Raw genomic sequence first — 15327 nt, 5'->3', positions numbered from 1 at the left:
TATACTCAGGACATCGGTCCTTTATGCTAAAGTGTGTGAGGAGTAAGCTTAACACGTACACAGTATATAGAGAGAATCGAGGAAGAGAATATGTTAGCCATTGTTATTGGACTCGTCATCGGGATTTTGTTACCGATGCAGACGAGCGTGAACTCGCGTCTGCGCACCATCGTCGGGTCACCATTTGTTGCGTCGTTCCTGTCGTTCGCAATTGGGACGACTTTTTTAACACTTACGTTACTGCTCACCGGGCAGTCGTTCGGGATTGAATCATCCATTTTCCAAGGAGAACCGCATTGGATGTGGTCGGGTGGTTTGTTAGGGGTCATCTTTTTAACGGGGAACATCTTGTTGTTCCCAAGACTTGGGAGTGTCCAGACCGTCATCATGCCGATCTTCGGACAGATTTTGATGGGACTCTTGATTGACCACTTCGGTTGGTTCAATTCAACCGTCAACGTCCTCACACCATGGCGTGTATTCGGCGCCTTGCTCGTCTTGCTCGGTGTCGTCGGGACGGTCGCACTCACGGACTGGATTAATCGTCGTCGCGGCAAACTTGTCGCCCCGTCGCAGACCGGAACCGGCAATTTGAACGTCTGGCGCCTCGTCGGAATCGGGACCGGTATGATGAGTGCGACACAGACGGCCATCAACGGTTATTTGGGAACGGTGCTCGAATCGGCCTTGAAAGGGGCCCTCGTTTCGTTCGTCGTCGGGACGGTCACGTTACTGCTCATCTTGCTCGTCTTGCGGCCGAGCGTCGAATGGCGCGGGTTACGTGGTCAGCCGTGGTGGATTTGGCTCGGTGGGATCATCGGGGCACTGTTCATCGGCGGGAACGTCTTAATCGTACCGATGGTCGGGACCGGCATCGCCGTCGTCATCGTCATTGTCGGCTTGCTATGCGGAAGCCTGCTCATCGACCGTTTTGGTTGGTTCGGGGCCGCCAAGAACCCGGTCACTGGGATACAACTCGTCAGTTTACTCGTCATGGTCATCGGGATCATGCTGATTCGTTTGTCATAAGGGAGGAGAGACATCATGCGCGGAGTGCTGTTCGCCATCAGTGGCGGCTTCTTTTTAACGCTACAGAGCGTAGCCAACGCACGCATCAGCTCAAGTATCGGGACGTGGCAAGCTGCGACGTTGACGCAATTGACGGGCTTCGTCGTTGCGCTCATGATCATGCTTCTCGTTCGCGACCGGTCGTATGTTCACATGCGTCGCGTCGAGCCGCTTTATTTGTCAGGGGGAGCGTTCGCTGCGTTCATCTTGTTCAGCAATATGACGGCCGTGCATGAGCTCGGTGTCACCCTCACCATCTCATTATTTTTAATCGCCCAGCTTGCCCTCGCGCTCGTCATTGACTGGCGCGGCTGGTTCGCGATGTTGCGCCGTGACTTGAACCGGACGCAACTGCTCGGTGTCGTCATGATGATTGTTGGGATTCTCGTATTGAAAGGATGACGTGCGATGGAACAGATTGACCATTACATGAAGCGGTATGGGCTGGATGAGGTACTCCCATCAGCCGTTCGTCCTCAACTCAAGCTCGTCCGTTACGCGACGGGGGAGGCGATTTGCACCCAAGGCGCTAAGGCCGAGCAGCTCCACTTTCTCGTCAGTGGAAAGATTCGGGTGGCCCACACGTCAGCGGCCGGGAAGCGGCTCGTCTTGTCGTTCAAATATCCGCTCGACTTGATTGGCGACATCGAGTACGTCCGCCGAACGCCGTTCTTGAACACGGTCGAGGCGGTCACGCCGGTCGAGATGATCGTCGTCCGCTTCGATGAGCTCGCGCGTCATGCCAAGGAGGACGTCACGTGGCTCCACTATTTGTTGGAAGGGATCACGAAGAAGTTTGAGAGGAAGTCGCAGTCGATGAGTTTCAACTTGTTTTATCCGGTCGATGTGCGGCTCGCGAGCTATCTGTTGTCGATGACACCGGAAGAGACGACGCTCGGATCGACCGTCGATGAGTTGACCGATATCGCCGATTTGATTGGGACGAGCTATCGCCACGTCAACCGGACACTCAAGCGGTTTGTCGAACAGGGATTGATTGAACGGAATCGTCGGTCGATTGCAATCATTGATCGCGCCGGGTTGATTGCTGTTGCTGGGGAGAGTATTTATGAATGAGGAGGACACGGTATGGCACTTGGGATGATGCTCGCGGTCATGGGCGGCATGCTCGTCTGTGTGCAAAATACGTTTAACGCCAAAGTGAAAGAACGGGTCGGGGCGTGGGCGACGACGACGCTCGTGCTCGCCCTCGGCTTCTCGGCATCACTGCTCGTCGGATTGATCAGTGAAGGAATGGGTCTGTTCGCGGTCACGGGGATGGAGACGTGGTACTGGTTCAGCGGCATCATCGGGGTTGGCGTCGTCATGAGTGTGACGCAAGGCGTTCAACAGCTCGGACCGAGCCATGCCATCTCAATCGTCATGGTGTCACAAATCCTATTCGCGCTCCTATGGGACACGCTCGGCTGGTTCGGGCTCGAAGCCATCCCGTTCACGTGGAAGACAGCGCTTGGCATCGTGTTGATCGTCGGCGGGGTGTTGTTGTTCCAGTTGAGTGGAAATAAAGAGACGGCCCATCAAAAAGTAAAACAAGTCGGTTAAAAGGATTTACGACAAATATGACATGTCTGCCCGTGTTCCTGCCGTTTGATGACGGCTTGGCAATGCGGGCATTTTGTCGTGAACGAGGCGCGTGGTTGAATGGGTGAACGGTCGCCGAACGATGACGGATAGATGGTATAAGAACGGGTTACGATGAATCCGGCGATACCGAGCAGGACGACTAAAATGAGAATATCCATCGAAATACCTCCTAATTATTGGTATGCTACTCCTATGTACGGTAAACGGTCCGAATTGGTTTCAAGGAGGAACAAATTATGATGACGCGAGAAGAACGAATCGAACAGTTACAGAAGCGCCCGAAAAAAGGTGCATTTAACTTGTTATGGGCCGCCGCAGCTGGACTAGGAGTGGGATGGTGGATTTACGCCAATGCGTCGTTGCAGCTACTGGCAGTCTTATCCTTTCTGATCATGACGGCTGTCCCGTTTAGCTTTCTCACGTGGCAGAAGACACGTACACTTTTGACATTCAATGAGCATCGCTCTTACCAACGATTGATTCGGGCAAAAGGCGTTACCGCGATTGCGATGTTATGGGGTATGCTTGGTCTGATGTTTGGACACGTATCCGGATTCTTCGCATTGTCCGTGTTCAGCGGACTGTCGGTGATGTTGATTGCAGGCATGCTAGTAGTTGAGACGTGGCTTGATTATCGATTGCTTCGGATTGATCACGAGCATGTCGCGGATAGCTTGATTAGCTTCACGAAACGGGAGCGGTTGAAGCGAGGGTGGGACAAAATGTGAAACCTGTTACCTTCTTCTTTCGTAAAAGAAGGTAATGAGATTAAATGAGGGGGATTTGATGTGTGATCATGACGTAAGGCTAGAACGGATGCTTGAGAACGACCAGAAGCGACAAAAACAAACGTGGTATCCGATGCTCGGTTTCCTGGCGCTATTTATCGTTTATTTTTGGGTGACGGACGTCCTCTTGCTGCTGCCGATCATCTTGGCCGGACAGTTGCCCGTGCTGTATAAAGGGTGGCACCGGATGAAGTTGTTGCTCACCTTCAACGAGGATGCTTCCTACCGACAGAAAGTACGATCCGAATTCGGATTGGCCGTCGGGAACCTCGTATTTCTTTTGCTAGTGGTCGCGAGTACTATGTTAGGCTGGATCACGCTCCTCACTTTCTCCATCGTCATCATCGTTGGCCTCATCACGTTTTTGACACTTCGATTTCGAATCGATCGCGAGTTGAAAGACATTGATCCGAACCATGTGACTGCGACTGAACTCGGCGAGGCACAAATCGAACGTGAAAAAAGAAAGTTATCATGATGGGAGTCCTCAATATGGTTAATAAACATGAACGATTAAAACAAATGGTCGAGAACGACCGTAAAGTGAACCGGACAGCACTCCTGCTCACGTTCGCAATTCTAGGAATTGCCTTTTACTTCATCTTCACGCAAGAAATCTCGTTATTGACGTTTGCCGTCATCATCATAGCGACGCAGCTGCCAAGTCTCTATCGGGCATGGCATCGAATGAAGTTGCTGATAACTTTCAATGACGACGCGCGCTATCAAAAGTTCGTGCGACTCGAGTTCGGCATCGTCCTCGCGAACATTATCCTGCTTGGCATCTTTATCGCCATCGCTTGGGCGATTGAAGGGTCGCTCGTCATCTTCGCGATTATGCTGCTCGCTCTGTTCATCCCATTCATCTTCTTGTCAGTGTGGGTGAACCGGAAAATTGAGTTGATTGATCCGGAGCACGTGACGAACCATGAGTTGCGGACGGCGCATCGCGATGAAGCGAAACGCCAGCTCAAATAAGGAGGAGTTCGATGGATATGCGAGTATTAGACATGTTGTGGTCGCTTGGTAATTATGCTGTCATGTTAGGCGTAATCATTTTCGTGCTTAAGCTGATGATTGGAACAGCGAACAAAGAACTGAATAGAACCAAAAAGCCATAAAAATCGAAAGCCTCGACTTTTATGGCTTTTTATATTGATTGCAGATTCACTGCTCCTCTACTACCTGTATTTTAAACACACCTGTGCCCGAACGGTTAGTCAACAAAGTGATTAAAATCAAATCACCTTTCGATAAGTCTGATAGAGAGAGTGTCTCCTCTTGATTGTAAATAGATACTTGTTCATCAAAAATCTCATATTCCATAAGGGTTTGATTGTATTCATCGTTGAGAACGCTACCTTGAACTGCGATCCGATTGCCTTCGATTTCTTTGATTTCGGCATAATAGGTTTGGATATCAGACGGAGTGAGGACCCAGGCATCCTCCTCATACGCTTTGTACGCATGGGTGTATCCCGCAAAGTAACTAATCAATACACTAATCAATAAGACGATGATTGATAGGATTATAGTCATCTTATAAGGTGGGACCATCGGAGAACGTTTTCTTGCGTTTCCGTTTAGCGCTTGATTGATATGCCGCTTATAGGCCTGGAAATAAAGCGAGACAGTCACAATAAACATGAATAGAACGATACATGTTGCGATGACGTAAGTGGGGATACTCATGGATTCGTCTCCTTCAAATATGAAAATGATCTTTGAAAATATGGTAATAGCTCCTTGTCACATCAACACGTTTTCCGTTCGTTAAGGTAAGGATAAATTTTGAAGAAAGCGTAGGCTTGATTTGTTTGATTTGATTGGTTGCGATCACCACAGAATTACTAATTCGTAAAAAAGACGTCGGATCAAGCGAACCGACGAGCCGGTATAATCGATCAGTGGCGAGATAAATTGATTCTTTCGTTTGAATTTCCACTGTATGACCGAAGGACTCGATACAAATAATGTCCGTGACCGGTAATACGGCCCGTGCATTCGTATCCTTCTCTCTCACGGTCAAATGCTGGATAAAAGGAGTGGATGTACTCAGGACCAGGTCGGCTGAATCATCTATTTCAATTCCTCTTTCCTCGAGCAAAGATTTAATCTCGTCATAGCGCTCGCTACTAATATCGAGCTTGATTTTCATGCACTAACCGCCTTCCTATACGAAAATCCACATATTTGAAATTAGTGTAGCAACTAGCTCTGGGCGCATCAATACAAGATGAACACTTTACAGAAATATGCGCACAAGTTACATCACAGAGGTCTGAGTTCTATACACAAAATAGATATATTACTTGATTAGTAGTATTTCGGCACGATAAAACCCTATGGATGAATACAGATTGTTTATTTCATCTGCTTCTCCATAGGGTGTTTTAAATTAAGATATAATTTGGCTTCGTTAGGCGAACATACCCACCAATATTCCGCAGATGACCATGCCGATCGTATAGAACTTGAAGCGGTGTCGTTCCCAAAACGAGTCGGTCATCGATTTGTGACCCCGTCACGCTTCGCAATCTTATCGCTCACTTGCTGGCCGCTCAATGTCACCATCGGCATGCCGCCGCCGGGATTGACCGTGCCGCCGACGAAGTAGAGGTTGTCGTACAGCTCGCTCTGCTTCTTGTGCTTGAAGCCGCCGTTCTGTTTCTTATCGGCGACGGTCCCATAAATCGCGCCCCGGTCCGAGCCGTACGTGCGCTCGATATCATGCGGCGTCCAGACGTCGCGCGTCACCGTATGTTCCCGCAGGCCGTCCAAGCCCATCCGCTCGAGCTTATCGAGGACTCGCTCTTCGAATGCGGCGTACTGTTCAGGAGTGAATGGCTCGTCTTGGATGTACGGGATGTGCGGCAAGATTTTAATGTTCTCGTGCCCGGGCGGCGCTTGTGTCGGGTCGGTCTTATTGACGTTCACCAAGTAAATCGTCGGGTCGTCCGGCAACTCGTGCTGCTCGAAGATTTTGTCCATCTGTTCATGCAAGTTCTCCGAGAAGAAGAAGTTGTGGTGGCCGAGGGCCGGATACTCTTTGTTTACGCCGAGGTGGAGCACGAAACCAGAACTGGCCGGCTCATATTTCTCGACGAGCTTGTCGACGAACTGTTCGTCCGCCTCGACCATCTTTTGATAGAACGGGATGACTTCCATATTAGAGACGAAATAGTCAGCCGAACGGAGCCGTCCGTCCTCGAGCTCGATGGCCGTCAGTTGACCATTCAGCGTGTGCGCGCGGACGACGCCTTGACCGGTATGGAGCTGAACGCCAATCTCTTCCGCGAGTTTCGTCAGTCCTTCCGCGAGTTTATGCGTCCCGCCTTCGACGTACCAACAGCCTTGTGCGTGCTGCATATAAATCATCATGTTGAGGACGGCCGGCGCGCTATACGGGGATGAGCCGACATACTTCACATAATACGACAGCATCGTCCGCAAATGCGGGTTGCTGATCCGTTTGGCGATGCCATCGTACATCGTCGACGTCAAATCGAAGCCGAACAACGTCGAGAAGAGACCGTTCTTCGCGACCGCTTCGCGCGGCGATTCAAACCCCTCTTTCAAGTACGCCTTCTCTGTCGTGTTATAAATCCGCTCAGCATATTTCAACAGTTCACGATACTCGTACATGTCTTTTCGGGACAGCGTCGGGTTGGCGCGCTCCATCTTGTCCAAATCATGATAGAGATCGAGCACGGTGCCGTCCGGGAAGAACGAGCGCCACTCGAGGTCGAGCCGTTTGATCGGTACGTAGTCCTCCATTCGTTTGCCGCTGCCTGAGAACAGCTTCTCAAAAATCTGTGGCATCGTTAAAATCGACGGGCCGAGGTCAAAGCCGAAGCCGTCTTGTTCGAGCCGATTCACTTTTCCGCCGATATGGTCGTTCTTTTCATATAAGGAGACATCATATCCTTTTTGAGCAAGTGAGATGGCTGCTGAAATTCCCCCGAGCCCTCCACCAATCACAATCACTGATTTGTTCACGTTTTGCATATGTGTTCTGCCCTTCTTCCGCCATGGATTTTTTTATTAGTAAGTATGAAAGCGTGATGATCTACTCTAACAGTTTGCCATCACGTCTCTTATTCCCTGCTTTACGTGGATTGAACATGCATATCGCGCTTGAATGTTCAAAAGCAAGTCGACATTCACTCCTGAAATGGACGTCATCTGACGTGTTTATACTTTGTTTACATCTTCTGATTATCCTTTAGGTACAACCAAAAGGAGGAATACACAGATGAAACAGAAATGGAAATGGGGCCTCGGAATCGGGGTATTAGCGATTACGTTAGGCGCTGGTGTCGCGTTGATGCCACAGTCGGTCGACTATAAGACGGAGGCCGTATCGGTCGAGACGATTGAGAACGTGTATACGTTCGCGGGACAAGTGACGAGCGTCGAGGAGAGCACAGGGACGCTGTTCGTCGATGAGCGAGATGTCGGTAAAGTCGAGGAAGGAGATTCACTGACGATTTATGTGAGCGCGGTCGACCTCGAGGTAGATGGAACAATCGAATCGATTGCGGATGAGGCGGAACCGATGACGACACCGGGCACATCGGCACGGTATGCGATGGACGTCGAACTACCAGAGATGGATGGCATGCGCAACGGGATGACGCTTGAAGGCTCCGTCGTCGCTGCCCGCGCCGAGGAAGTGGATACGCTCTCGCTCGACAGCATCACGTTCGAAGAGGAAGATGCTTACGTCTATATCGAAGGAGACGACGGTCCGGTCAAACGACAAGTCGAACTCGGCATCACGGACGGGAGCCGCGTCGAAATCAAAGATGGCTTGAACGCAGACCGTGTCTTATTGCTCGATGAAGCGGCGAGCGGCGGCTTGATGCCGCCACGAATCGGAGGTGCCCAATGACTTTAATCGAAGTAGAGGCGCTCACGAAAACGTACGGGTCGGGCGATAATGAGCAGACCGTCTTACGTGGGATCGACCTCGAGATTCGAGAAGGTGAGTTCGTCGCCATCCTTGGGCCATCGGGGTCCGGCAAGTCGACGCTCATGAACATTCTCGGTTGTTTAGATGGTTATACGAGTGGGCGGTATCGATTCGGGGATAAGGACGTGACAGGGTTGTCTGAGACCGAGCTGTCGTTGTTTCGAAACAAACAAATCGGGTTCATCTTTCAACAGTTCAATCTATTGCCGCGCCTATCGGCATACGAGAACGTCGAGTTGCCGCTCATTTACCAACGGAGCTCGAAGGCAGATCGCCAAGCGCGGACGAAGCAGATGCTCTCGCGCGTCGGACTCGGCGATAAATTAGACGCCTTCCCGAACCAACTGTCTGGAGGACAACAGCAACGGGTCGCCATCGCGCGGGCGTTGGTGACGAATCCGTCGCTGCTGTTGGCCGATGAGCCGACCGGTGCGCTCGATCAAGCGAACGGGCGTCAAATCATGGAACTGTTCCATGACCTGCACGCCGAAGGGAAGACAATTATCATGATCACGCACGACATCGATATCGCGAGAGAGGCGACACGAATCGTCCATGTGCGGGACGGGAAGATTGAAAAGGAGGAACGGGTACGATGATTCGAGAAAATATACGCATGGCCTGGTTGACGGTCATCAGTCATAAGATGCGTTCCTTCTTGACGATTCTCGGAATCGTCATCGGGACGGCGTCCATCATCGCCTTGATGACGATCATCTCTGGGGTGACCGATTCCATCAATGAAGAAGTGGCGACGTTCGGGGCGGACCGGATGACCGTTCAAATCGAAGACGCGAGTAAGAACGGCGTCAGCGTCGCTGAACTCGACCGGCTCGAAGCCATCGACGGTGTCCGCTCGGTTTCACCAACGACGACCCAACAGACGGACGTTTATGTGACGGGCCAGACGTCGACGCAGTCAATAATCGGCAAGAGCAATTCCTATTTCGATGATTCCACCGTCGCGACCGGTCGTGGTCTCACACCGGTCGACGTCTCGCAACAGACGCATGTCGCCTTGCTTGGAGACACGCTGGCCAAAGAAGCATTCCCAACGACTTCACCGCTCGGAGAGACGATTGTCGTAGGTGGCATCCGCTACACCGTCGTCGGAACACTCGCTCCATCATCCGAATTTTCGATGTCGACCGATGAGGCGATCGTCATTCCGGTGACGACGGCACTCCAACAGTTCCACCAAAACACGATCGCGTCATTCGACATCTATACGGAAGCCGGACAGTCGGAGACGGTGAACGAAGCGGTGACGCAACAGTTGACGACCGCCTTCAACGGCCGTGACACGTTTACCGTCACGAGCTTTGAGGATGCGCTCGCCTCGATCGATCAAATCAACGCCTTGCTCAGCATGTTACTCGTCGGCATCGCTTCCATCTCACTCCTCGTCGGTGGGATTGGCATCATGAACATGATGCTCGTCTCCGTAACGGAACGGACGAGCGAAATCGGCTTACGAAAAGCGTTAGGGGCGACACCTGGCAAGATTCGCCAACAGTTCTTGTTCGAGTCGGTGCTGTTATCGCTACTCGGCGGATTCGTCGGCGTAGTCGTTGGTGGACTGCTCGCATTCGGGTTGACGCTCGTCATGGGTGTGCCGTTCACACTCGCAAGTTCGACGATCGGACTCGCACTCGGGTTCTCGATTCTCATCGGCGTCGTCTTCGGTTATATTCCAGCCCGAAAGGCGTCAAATTTACAACCGATTGAAGCGTTACGAAACGCATAAGGAAAGCAGGGGTTCACGATGGTCACCATCCTACTGGTCGAAGACGACCCGGCGCTCGGGAGTCTATTAGATGAATATTTTACGACGTCGGGATACCGCGTCCACTTGGCGGTCGACGGGGAAGCGGCGTTAGACGTGCTCGAACGGGAACCGATCGATTTGATGGTCACCGACGTCATGATGCCTCGGCTCGACGGCCGCGAATTAACGGAACAGTTGCGCGATGCCGGATACACGTTCCCGATTTTAATGTTGACCGCGCTCGAGACGTTACCAGATAAGAAGAAAGGATTTCGAGCCGGGGCGGATGATTATCTCGTCAAACCGGTCGACTTAGAAGAACTTGAGCTCCGCATCGAGGCGATGCTCCGGCGGGCCAACATTTATCGGGAGCACCAGATCCAATTGAACGACTGTGTGCTCGACGAACGATCGCTCACCGTTGTCACGCCGTCCGAGACGATTGAAGTGCCGAAGAAAGAGTTCGAGCTGCTGTACCATCTGGCGACACACTTGAACCAAGTGTTCACGAGACAACAGTTGCTCGATCGGATTTGGGGCTATGAGACGGAGAGTGACGTCCGGACGATTGATGTGCATATCAACCGATTACGCAGCCGCTTGAAACACGTCGAGGCGTTCCAAATCAGTACGGCCTGGGGTCTTGGCTATCGGTTGGAGTTGAAGTCATGAAGCGGTTCCTCAGTTCCATCTATGGGCGCTTCCTAATCATCTTCTTTGGGCTGTTGCTCATCCCGATTCTGTTGACGCTCGCACTTTTCCTGACGTTCCAGTTCAATTCATTGACGACACAAGTTGAGACGATGCTCGTCGAACGGGCCGACAGCATGCGGACGGCATCCGAACGCTATGAGCTCGGGGCCGATGAGGTCGTCGAGCTGTTCTCGGAACAGACGCTCGTCATGGCGACGGAACGGTACGACACCGCTGCTTGGTCCGTCTCCGAACGTGCTCGTCTGGAACGGGGAGACGTGTTGACCGTTCGCGATGGACGGTTGCCTGCAGTCGTCTTGCTGATTGACGAAACGATTGTGACGTTGACGCCGAATGCGGAAGACAACCCGATTTCCATCTTCCGTAATCTATCCCTCCAGACGTTACTGCTGACCGCGCTCGTCTCGAGCGGGTTCGTCCTACTCGCGGTGCGACTCATGACGCGTCGGATTGATCGTGTCACCGAAGCCGCAAGCCGGGTCGCCTCTGGCGATTTGACAGTACGGGTCCAAGACGGTGGGAATGATGAGATTGGCAAACTGGCCAGTCAGTTCAATCAGATGACCGAGACGCTCGCGACGAATGAATCGAAGAATGAAGAACTGACGTCGATTATGGCCCACGAGTTCAAAACGCCTGTCGCCTCGATTCTCGGGTATGCGACGATGTTGAAACGTGGGGACGTCTCGACCGAGAAACGAATCGATTATGCGACGATGATTGAACAGGAAGGGAAACGCTTGTCGCGACTGTCTCGCGATTTACTCCGTCTCGCCAAACTCGATCACACGGTCGTCGGTTTGGACCTTACCCGCTTCTCACTCACCGAACAGATTCGGGAGAGTATCCTATCGTTCGAGCGCGAATCGACTCGGAAGCGATTGAATTGGGTCGTTGAATTGGATGAGGTCGACATGGTCGGGGATGCAGGTCTACTGCAACAAGTGTGGATGAACCTGCTTCAAAATGCGATGACTCATGCCTACGAGGACGGGAAGTTGTGCGTCCACTTGACGCAGACGTCCGAAGCAATCGTATGTGAGATTCAAGACGAGGGGGAAGGGATGACGCCGGACCAAGTGAGTCGCATATACGAACGATTTTACCAAGCCGATAGCTCGAGACATCAAGGCGGCTCGGGGCTCGGCATGGCCATCGTTCAAAAGATTGTCACGTTGCATGGTGGAAAGATTCAGGTGAATAGTGAGGTGCAGGTCGGAACGACGGTGACCGTCACGCTTCCGCTTCGAAGAGACAGGTGATAATGACCTGTCTCTTTTTATGGCTTCAAGCCGCCAGCCGTCAACGGGCCTTCGAACGTGATCGTATAAATGATGCGGGCGATGTCCTCGGCCGTTTCGGGTCGTTCGTTGTACAGCCATTCGTAAATGACCCCCATATGGGCCGACGAGATGTAAGACACCAGATAATCGGCCGGCACGAGTGCTTTCGTCGCATCGAACAACACGGTCGGGGAGCGTTGGAATAGCGCCGCGTGCATGTACGACCGAAGCCGGGCTTGAAACTGAGGGTCACCGTTCGGCCCGAGGAGCGGTTTCATCAAGATTTTATTGTCCTCGATAAAGCGGATGAACGGGACGAGCAACTCATGAGCAGCGGGTCCGCGTTGGTCACCGAAGACGCGCGGAATCTGTTTGACCAGTTTCCGTTCGGCCTCATGGAAAATCGCTTCAATCAATTTCTCCATCAAGTCGAACTTATCCACATAGTGACTGTAAAATGTCCCGCGATTGATGCCGGCCCGTTCGGTGATGGCTTTCACGGTGACCGCCTCGAACCCGTGCTCGTCAATCAAATCCAAAAAGGCATTCTTAATCAATTGTTTCGTTCGTGTGATACGTAAATCTTCATGTCCCATCTGTTTTTTTCTCCTTTATCCAACACTTGAGTGCGGACTGTCTGATAACCGACACGATGCCCGATATTGCCGATTGTTGGGTTGTCGGACGAGGTCTATACTGAACATATAAACCAACACGGTGTCTATTAGTCAAGTGTTACATGAATCGGACATCGAAAAGGAGAATCGTTATGGACATTCAACTGAACGGCGTCAGTAAATCGTTCGGTGACCAATTGGCCATCGACCACGTCGGCTTTACCATCAACTCAGGGGACATCTGTTGCTTGCTGGGCCCTTCAGGTTCAGGGAAGACGACGCTCATTCGACTGATGATTGGTGCGTTGGCCGCGGACAAAGGTTCGATTCAAATCGGGGAGACGATCATGCCAAACATGAGCATGTTGCACAACATCGGCTTCATGCCCCAGAACGATGGATTATATGACGACTTGTCGGCCGAGGCGAATCTTGAGTTTTTCGGCTCCATCTATAAGCTCGGCAAACCGACACTTCAGCAACGCATCACGGAAGTGCTCACGCTCGTCGATTTGACGGCCGACCGCAAAAAACTCGTCCGGAACTTCTCAGGCGGGATGAAAAAACGGTTGTCACTCGCAATCGCCATCCTGCATCAACCGGACGTCTTGTTTTTAGACGAGCCGACGGTCGGGATTGACCCAATCTTACGCCGTCAGATTTGGGATCAGTTTCAAGCGATTCGGGCGAGCGGGACGACCATCATCGTCTCGACGCACGTCATGGATGAAGTACTCGAGTGTGACCGGGCCGCGCTCATCTATAATGGTCGCTTGATTGCCTATGATACGGTGCCACATCTGTTAGACCAGACGGAGAACGGTCGCGTCGAGGAACTGTTCCTCATCGCCGGTCGAGAAGGAGGGACGGATCATGCGTAACTTGGCGAAACGCGTCATCTTTCAGACGCTCAACGATAAGCGGAGTGTCGCCTTGATTTTGATTGCGCCGCTCCTCATCTTGACGCTCGTCTACTTCCTCCTCGGGGACTCGGATTATGTGCCGGTCGTCGTGCTCGATGAGAACGCACAAACGCAACTCGTCGAAGCGTTCGAAGCCGAGACACTCGACGTTCGGTTGGATACGGTCGACAATCCGTTCGGGTATTTAGAGGACAATAAAGACGTCGATGCGATTTTTGAAGTGACTCAGGAAGGGACGACCATCACGCTCCGAGAACCTTCGACGAAGTCTTCGAAGGCGGTACGAGAGATTCAAGCGGCGTTGTCGGCATTGAATCCGGCGGCTGATATCGAGATGAACTATGTATATGGGGAAGAAGGCCAATCGACGTTCGATTCGTTCGGCTACGTGTTCTTGTCGCTGTTCTCGTTCTTCTTCGTCTTCATCCTGTCGGCGATGGCGCTCGTCAAAGAGCGGAGCGGTGGCACGCTCGAACGGCTCCTGATGACACCAATCAAACGTGGACAGGTCATCTTAGGGTATACGCTCGGCTACGGCGTGTTCGCGGTCGTTCAATCCGTCTTCATCGTTCTGTATACGATTTACGTGCTCGGGCTGACATCGCTCGGCAATATCGGTTGGGTGTTTCTCGTGATGATTTTAATGGCGTGGACAGCCGTCTTGTTCGGCGCGACAATTTCGGTGTTCGCCCGTTCTGAGCTCCAAGTCGTCCAGATGATTCCGTTCACCATCATCCCGCAAGTGTTTTTCTCAGGGTTAATCCCGCTCGACTTGATTCCGTACGGACTAGGCAATTTGAGCTATATCATGCCAATCTTTTACGGGGCGACCGCGATTAAAGAAGTCATGGTGTACGGCAGCGGTTTCTCTGGCATCTGGGTCTACGTGCTCGGTTTGGTCGTCTATGCCGGGGTACTCTACTTGCTCAACATGCGAGCACTCGGGAAATATCGAGGGCATTGAGTCATAAAGCGAGCACCCAATCTTGGAACTGTTGAAAGGCTGGTACCTGTCCGGCCAAGCGAATCACGATGAACCAAGCGCCAGTATAAAGAAAGGCCGAGATGGCGTTATAGAGCGCATACGTCCGAAACTTGAGCGATGTGAATCCGGCGACGTAATGGAGCGGATGGCGCAGACCGGGAATGAAATAAGAGATGAGGACAATCCGTGACCCATACTTCTCATAAAGTGCTTTCGCCCGATTCAAATAACGAGAATCGCGCTTGGAAGACGGAATCACGCGATGAAGGCCGCGACCGACAAGATAAAACCAGCTGAACGCGAGCGTAAAGACGACCCACGTCGTGAAGAAGAGCACCCAACCAGAAGATGCGACGGTCAGATGGGTAATCATCAATACGTCGTCTGATAGTGGGGTAAACATGATGCCGATGGCGAGCATCACGTATTGCGTCAATATATCCATATTCGTTCACTCCTTACCTTTGTCTAGTATTCCCCGACAAACGTAAGGAGTTTTTAGCATCATCTTAAGAAATCTTAAGAAGTACCACAGAAATCGTTGCAATCCGCTCGGTACACTTAAGATAAATAGACAAGTTTACGCGTAGGATGGAACAGA

Annotated in this window: 20 protein-coding genes; 14 read left to right on the top strand and 6 right to left on the bottom strand. The window is 51.8% G+C overall.

The genetic code is table 11. The features are described 5' to 3' along the window. Positions 1 to 90 precede the first annotated feature (90 nt). From KNP84_RS13855 to KNP84_RS13840, 4 genes are read left to right on the top strand one after another with little or no spacing between them, the layout of a single operon-like run. Positions 91 to 1029, top strand: a complete 939-nt coding sequence (locus tag KNP84_RS13855; RefSeq protein ID WP_215115001.1) for a DMT family transporter — start codon at positions 91 to 93, stop codon at positions 1027 to 1029. 15 nt (positions 1030 to 1044) lie between these two features. Beyond that, positions 1045 to 1470, top strand: coding sequence for a DMT family transporter (locus KNP84_RS13850; RefSeq protein WP_215115000.1), 426 nt, complete (start codon positions 1045 to 1047; stop codon positions 1468 to 1470). Between the two features lie 6 nt (positions 1471 to 1476). Next, a complete protein-coding gene (locus tag KNP84_RS13845) occupies positions 1477 to 2145 on the top strand; it encodes a Crp/Fnr family transcriptional regulator (RefSeq protein WP_215114999.1) in 669 nt (222 codons plus the stop codon). Between the two features lie 12 nt (positions 2146 to 2157). Further along, the gene (locus KNP84_RS13840) at positions 2158 to 2631 is read left to right on the top strand and encodes a DMT family transporter (RefSeq protein ID WP_215114998.1); all 474 of its coding nucleotides are present in this window, start codon (positions 2158 to 2160) and stop codon (positions 2629 to 2631) included. Here KNP84_RS13840 and KNP84_RS13835 read toward each other — a convergent pair. Beyond that, the gene (locus KNP84_RS13835) at positions 2628 to 2831 is read right to left on the bottom strand and encodes a hypothetical protein (RefSeq protein ID WP_215114997.1); all 204 of its coding nucleotides are present in this window, start codon (positions 2829 to 2831) and stop codon (positions 2628 to 2630) included. The two genes, KNP84_RS13840 and KNP84_RS13835, sit on opposite strands and share 4 nt — an antisense overlap. A 78-nt stretch (positions 2832 to 2909) precedes the next feature. On the opposite strand from KNP84_RS13835, the gene KNP84_RS13830 reads away from it, so the two are divergent. The 3 genes from KNP84_RS13830 to KNP84_RS13820 are packed head-to-tail and all read left to right on the top strand — an operon-like array spanning position 2910 to position 4439. Then, entirely contained in the window at positions 2910 to 3401 is a 492-nt protein-coding gene (locus tag KNP84_RS13830; RefSeq protein ID WP_215114996.1) for a hypothetical protein, read from the top strand. A gap of 58 nt (positions 3402 to 3459) precedes the next feature. Next, entirely contained in the window at positions 3460 to 3939 is a 480-nt protein-coding gene (locus KNP84_RS13825; protein ID WP_215114995.1) for a hypothetical protein, read from the top strand. Positions 3940 to 3953: 14 nt separating this feature from the next. Next, entirely contained in the window at positions 3954 to 4439 is a 486-nt protein-coding gene (locus KNP84_RS13820) for a hypothetical protein (protein WP_215114994.1), read from the top strand. Positions 4440 to 4628: 189 nt separating this feature from the next. Here KNP84_RS13820 and KNP84_RS13815 read toward each other — a convergent pair whose 3' ends face one another. The 3 genes from KNP84_RS13815 to KNP84_RS13805 form a co-directional block, all read right to left on the bottom strand. Further along, entirely contained in the window at positions 4629 to 5153 is a 525-nt protein-coding gene (locus KNP84_RS13815; protein ID WP_251131258.1) for a hypothetical protein, read from the bottom strand. A 13-nt stretch (positions 5154 to 5166) separates the two neighbouring features. Further along, positions 5167 to 5619 carry a LytTR family DNA-binding domain-containing protein gene (locus tag KNP84_RS13810; protein ID WP_215114993.1) on the bottom strand — a complete coding sequence of 151 codons (453 nt, stop codon included), beginning with the start codon at positions 5617 to 5619 and terminating at the stop codon, positions 5167 to 5169. A 347-nt stretch (positions 5620 to 5966) separates the two neighbouring features. Further along, complete coding sequence (locus KNP84_RS13805; protein ID WP_215114992.1) at positions 5967 to 7469, bottom strand: phytoene desaturase family protein; 1503 nt, start codon at positions 7467 to 7469, stop codon at positions 5967 to 5969. Between the two features lie 247 nt (positions 7470 to 7716). On the opposite strand from KNP84_RS13805, the gene KNP84_RS13800 reads away from it, so the two are divergent. The 5 genes from KNP84_RS13800 to KNP84_RS13780 are packed head-to-tail and all read left to right on the top strand — an operon-like array spanning position 7717 to position 12180. Continuing rightward, positions 7717 to 8355 carry an efflux RND transporter periplasmic adaptor subunit gene (locus KNP84_RS13800; RefSeq protein WP_215114991.1) on the top strand — a complete coding sequence of 213 codons (639 nt, stop codon included), beginning with the start codon at positions 7717 to 7719 and terminating at the stop codon, positions 8353 to 8355. Then, positions 8352 to 9035 carry an ABC transporter ATP-binding protein gene (locus tag KNP84_RS13795; protein WP_215114990.1) on the top strand — a complete coding sequence of 228 codons (684 nt, stop codon included), beginning with the start codon at positions 8352 to 8354 and terminating at the stop codon, positions 9033 to 9035. Before KNP84_RS13800 ends, KNP84_RS13795 begins: the two co-directional genes overlap by 4 nt. A gap of 17 nt (positions 9036 to 9052) precedes the next feature. Beyond that, positions 9053 to 10183, top strand: coding sequence for an ABC transporter permease (locus KNP84_RS13790; protein WP_251131257.1), 1131 nt, complete (start codon positions 9053 to 9055; stop codon positions 10181 to 10183). An 18-nt stretch (positions 10184 to 10201) separates the two neighbouring features. Next, positions 10202 to 10876 (top strand): response regulator transcription factor, encoded by a 675-nt coding sequence (locus tag KNP84_RS13785; RefSeq protein ID WP_215114988.1) that lies wholly within the window; start codon positions 10202 to 10204, stop codon positions 10874 to 10876. Continuing rightward, positions 10873 to 12180, top strand: a complete 1308-nt coding sequence (locus KNP84_RS13780) for a HAMP domain-containing sensor histidine kinase (RefSeq protein ID WP_215114987.1) — start codon at positions 10873 to 10875, stop codon at positions 12178 to 12180. Before KNP84_RS13785 ends, KNP84_RS13780 begins: the two co-directional genes overlap by 4 nt. Before the next feature lie 17 nt (positions 12181 to 12197). Here KNP84_RS13780 and KNP84_RS13775 read toward each other — a convergent pair whose 3' ends face one another. Continuing rightward, a complete protein-coding gene (locus tag KNP84_RS13775) occupies positions 12198 to 12797 on the bottom strand; it encodes a TetR/AcrR family transcriptional regulator (RefSeq protein WP_215114986.1) in 600 nt (199 codons plus the stop codon). Between the two features lie 173 nt (positions 12798 to 12970). On the opposite strand from KNP84_RS13775, the gene KNP84_RS13770 reads away from it, so the two are divergent. Together KNP84_RS13770 and KNP84_RS13765 are read left to right on the top strand one after the other, a co-directional pair. Next, positions 12971 to 13699: an ABC transporter ATP-binding protein gene (locus KNP84_RS13770; protein WP_215114985.1), complete on the top strand. Its 729-nt coding sequence runs from the start codon at positions 12971 to 12973 to the stop codon at positions 13697 to 13699. After that, on the top strand, positions 13692 to 14705 hold the full coding sequence (locus tag KNP84_RS13765) for an ABC transporter permease (protein ID WP_215114984.1): 1014 nt from the start codon (positions 13692 to 13694) through the stop codon (positions 14703 to 14705). The genes KNP84_RS13770 and KNP84_RS13765 overlap by 8 nt, the downstream gene beginning before the upstream one ends. 1 nt (position 14706) lies before the next feature. Here the strand turns inward: KNP84_RS13765 and KNP84_RS13760 are convergent, their stop codons facing one another. After that, on the bottom strand, positions 14707 to 15171 hold the full coding sequence (locus tag KNP84_RS13760) for a DedA family protein (protein WP_215114983.1): 465 nt from the start codon (positions 15169 to 15171) through the stop codon (positions 14707 to 14709). Positions 15172 to 15327: the final 156 nt, after the last annotated feature.

The organism is Exiguobacterium sp. s70 (assembly GCF_018618315.1).
Lineage (GTDB): Bacteria > Bacillota > Bacilli > Exiguobacteriales > Exiguobacteriaceae > Exiguobacterium > Exiguobacterium chiriqhucha.
The sequence above is the reverse complement of the archived record's forward strand: the minus strand, read 5'-3'. Positions and strand labels throughout refer to the sequence as shown.

Excerpts from the sequence above, each read along its gene's own strand:
- KNP84_RS13840 (WP_215114998.1), top strand. The coding sequence starts at position 2,158 with ATGGCACTTGGGATGATGCTCGCGGTCATGGGCGGCATGCTCGTCTGT.
- KNP84_RS13785 (WP_215114988.1), top strand. The coding sequence starts at position 10,202 with ATGGTCACCATCCTACTGGTCGAAGACGACCCGGCGCTCGGGAGTCTA.
- KNP84_RS13845 (WP_215114999.1), top strand. The coding sequence starts at position 1,477 with ATGGAACAGATTGACCATTACATGAAGCGGTATGGGCTGGATGAGGTA.
- KNP84_RS13795 (WP_215114990.1), top strand. The coding sequence starts at position 8,352 with ATGACTTTAATCGAAGTAGAGGCGCTCACGAAAACGTACGGGTCGGGC.
- KNP84_RS13850 (WP_215115000.1), top strand. The coding sequence starts at position 1,045 with ATGCGCGGAGTGCTGTTCGCCATCAGTGGCGGCTTCTTTTTAACGCTA.
- KNP84_RS13805 (WP_215114992.1), bottom strand. The coding sequence starts at position 7,469 with ATGCAAAACGTGAACAAATCAGTGATTGTGATTGGTGGAGGGCTCGGG.
- KNP84_RS13790 (WP_251131257.1), top strand. The coding sequence starts at position 9,053 with ATGGCCTGGTTGACGGTCATCAGTCATAAGATGCGTTCCTTCTTGACG.
- KNP84_RS13780 (WP_215114987.1), top strand. The coding sequence starts at position 10,873 with ATGAAGCGGTTCCTCAGTTCCATCTATGGGCGCTTCCTAATCATCTTC.
- KNP84_RS13800 (WP_215114991.1), top strand. The coding sequence starts at position 7,717 with ATGAAACAGAAATGGAAATGGGGCCTCGGAATCGGGGTATTAGCGATT.
- KNP84_RS13775 (WP_215114986.1), bottom strand. The coding sequence starts at position 12,797 with ATGGGACATGAAGATTTACGTATCACACGAACGAAACAATTGATTAAG.
- KNP84_RS13765 (WP_215114984.1), top strand. The coding sequence starts at position 13,692 with ATGCGTAACTTGGCGAAACGCGTCATCTTTCAGACGCTCAACGATAAG.
- KNP84_RS13835 (WP_215114997.1), bottom strand. The coding sequence starts at position 2,831 with ATGGATATTCTCATTTTAGTCGTCCTGCTCGGTATCGCCGGATTCATC.
- KNP84_RS13830 (WP_215114996.1), top strand. The coding sequence starts at position 2,910 with ATGATGACGCGAGAAGAACGAATCGAACAGTTACAGAAGCGCCCGAAA.
- KNP84_RS13760 (WP_215114983.1), bottom strand. The coding sequence starts at position 15,171 with ATGGATATATTGACGCAATACGTGATGCTCGCCATCGGCATCATGTTT.
- KNP84_RS13825 (WP_215114995.1), top strand. The coding sequence starts at position 3,460 with ATGTGTGATCATGACGTAAGGCTAGAACGGATGCTTGAGAACGACCAG.
- KNP84_RS13770 (WP_215114985.1), top strand. The coding sequence starts at position 12,971 with ATGGACATTCAACTGAACGGCGTCAGTAAATCGTTCGGTGACCAATTG.
- KNP84_RS13855 (WP_215115001.1), top strand. The coding sequence starts at position 91 with ATGTTAGCCATTGTTATTGGACTCGTCATCGGGATTTTGTTACCGATG.
- KNP84_RS13820 (WP_215114994.1), top strand. The coding sequence starts at position 3,954 with ATGGTTAATAAACATGAACGATTAAAACAAATGGTCGAGAACGACCGT.
- KNP84_RS13810 (WP_215114993.1), bottom strand. The coding sequence starts at position 5,619 with ATGAAAATCAAGCTCGATATTAGTAGCGAGCGCTATGACGAGATTAAA.
- KNP84_RS13815 (WP_251131258.1), bottom strand. The coding sequence starts at position 5,153 with ATGAGTATCCCCACTTACGTCATCGCAACATGTATCGTTCTATTCATG.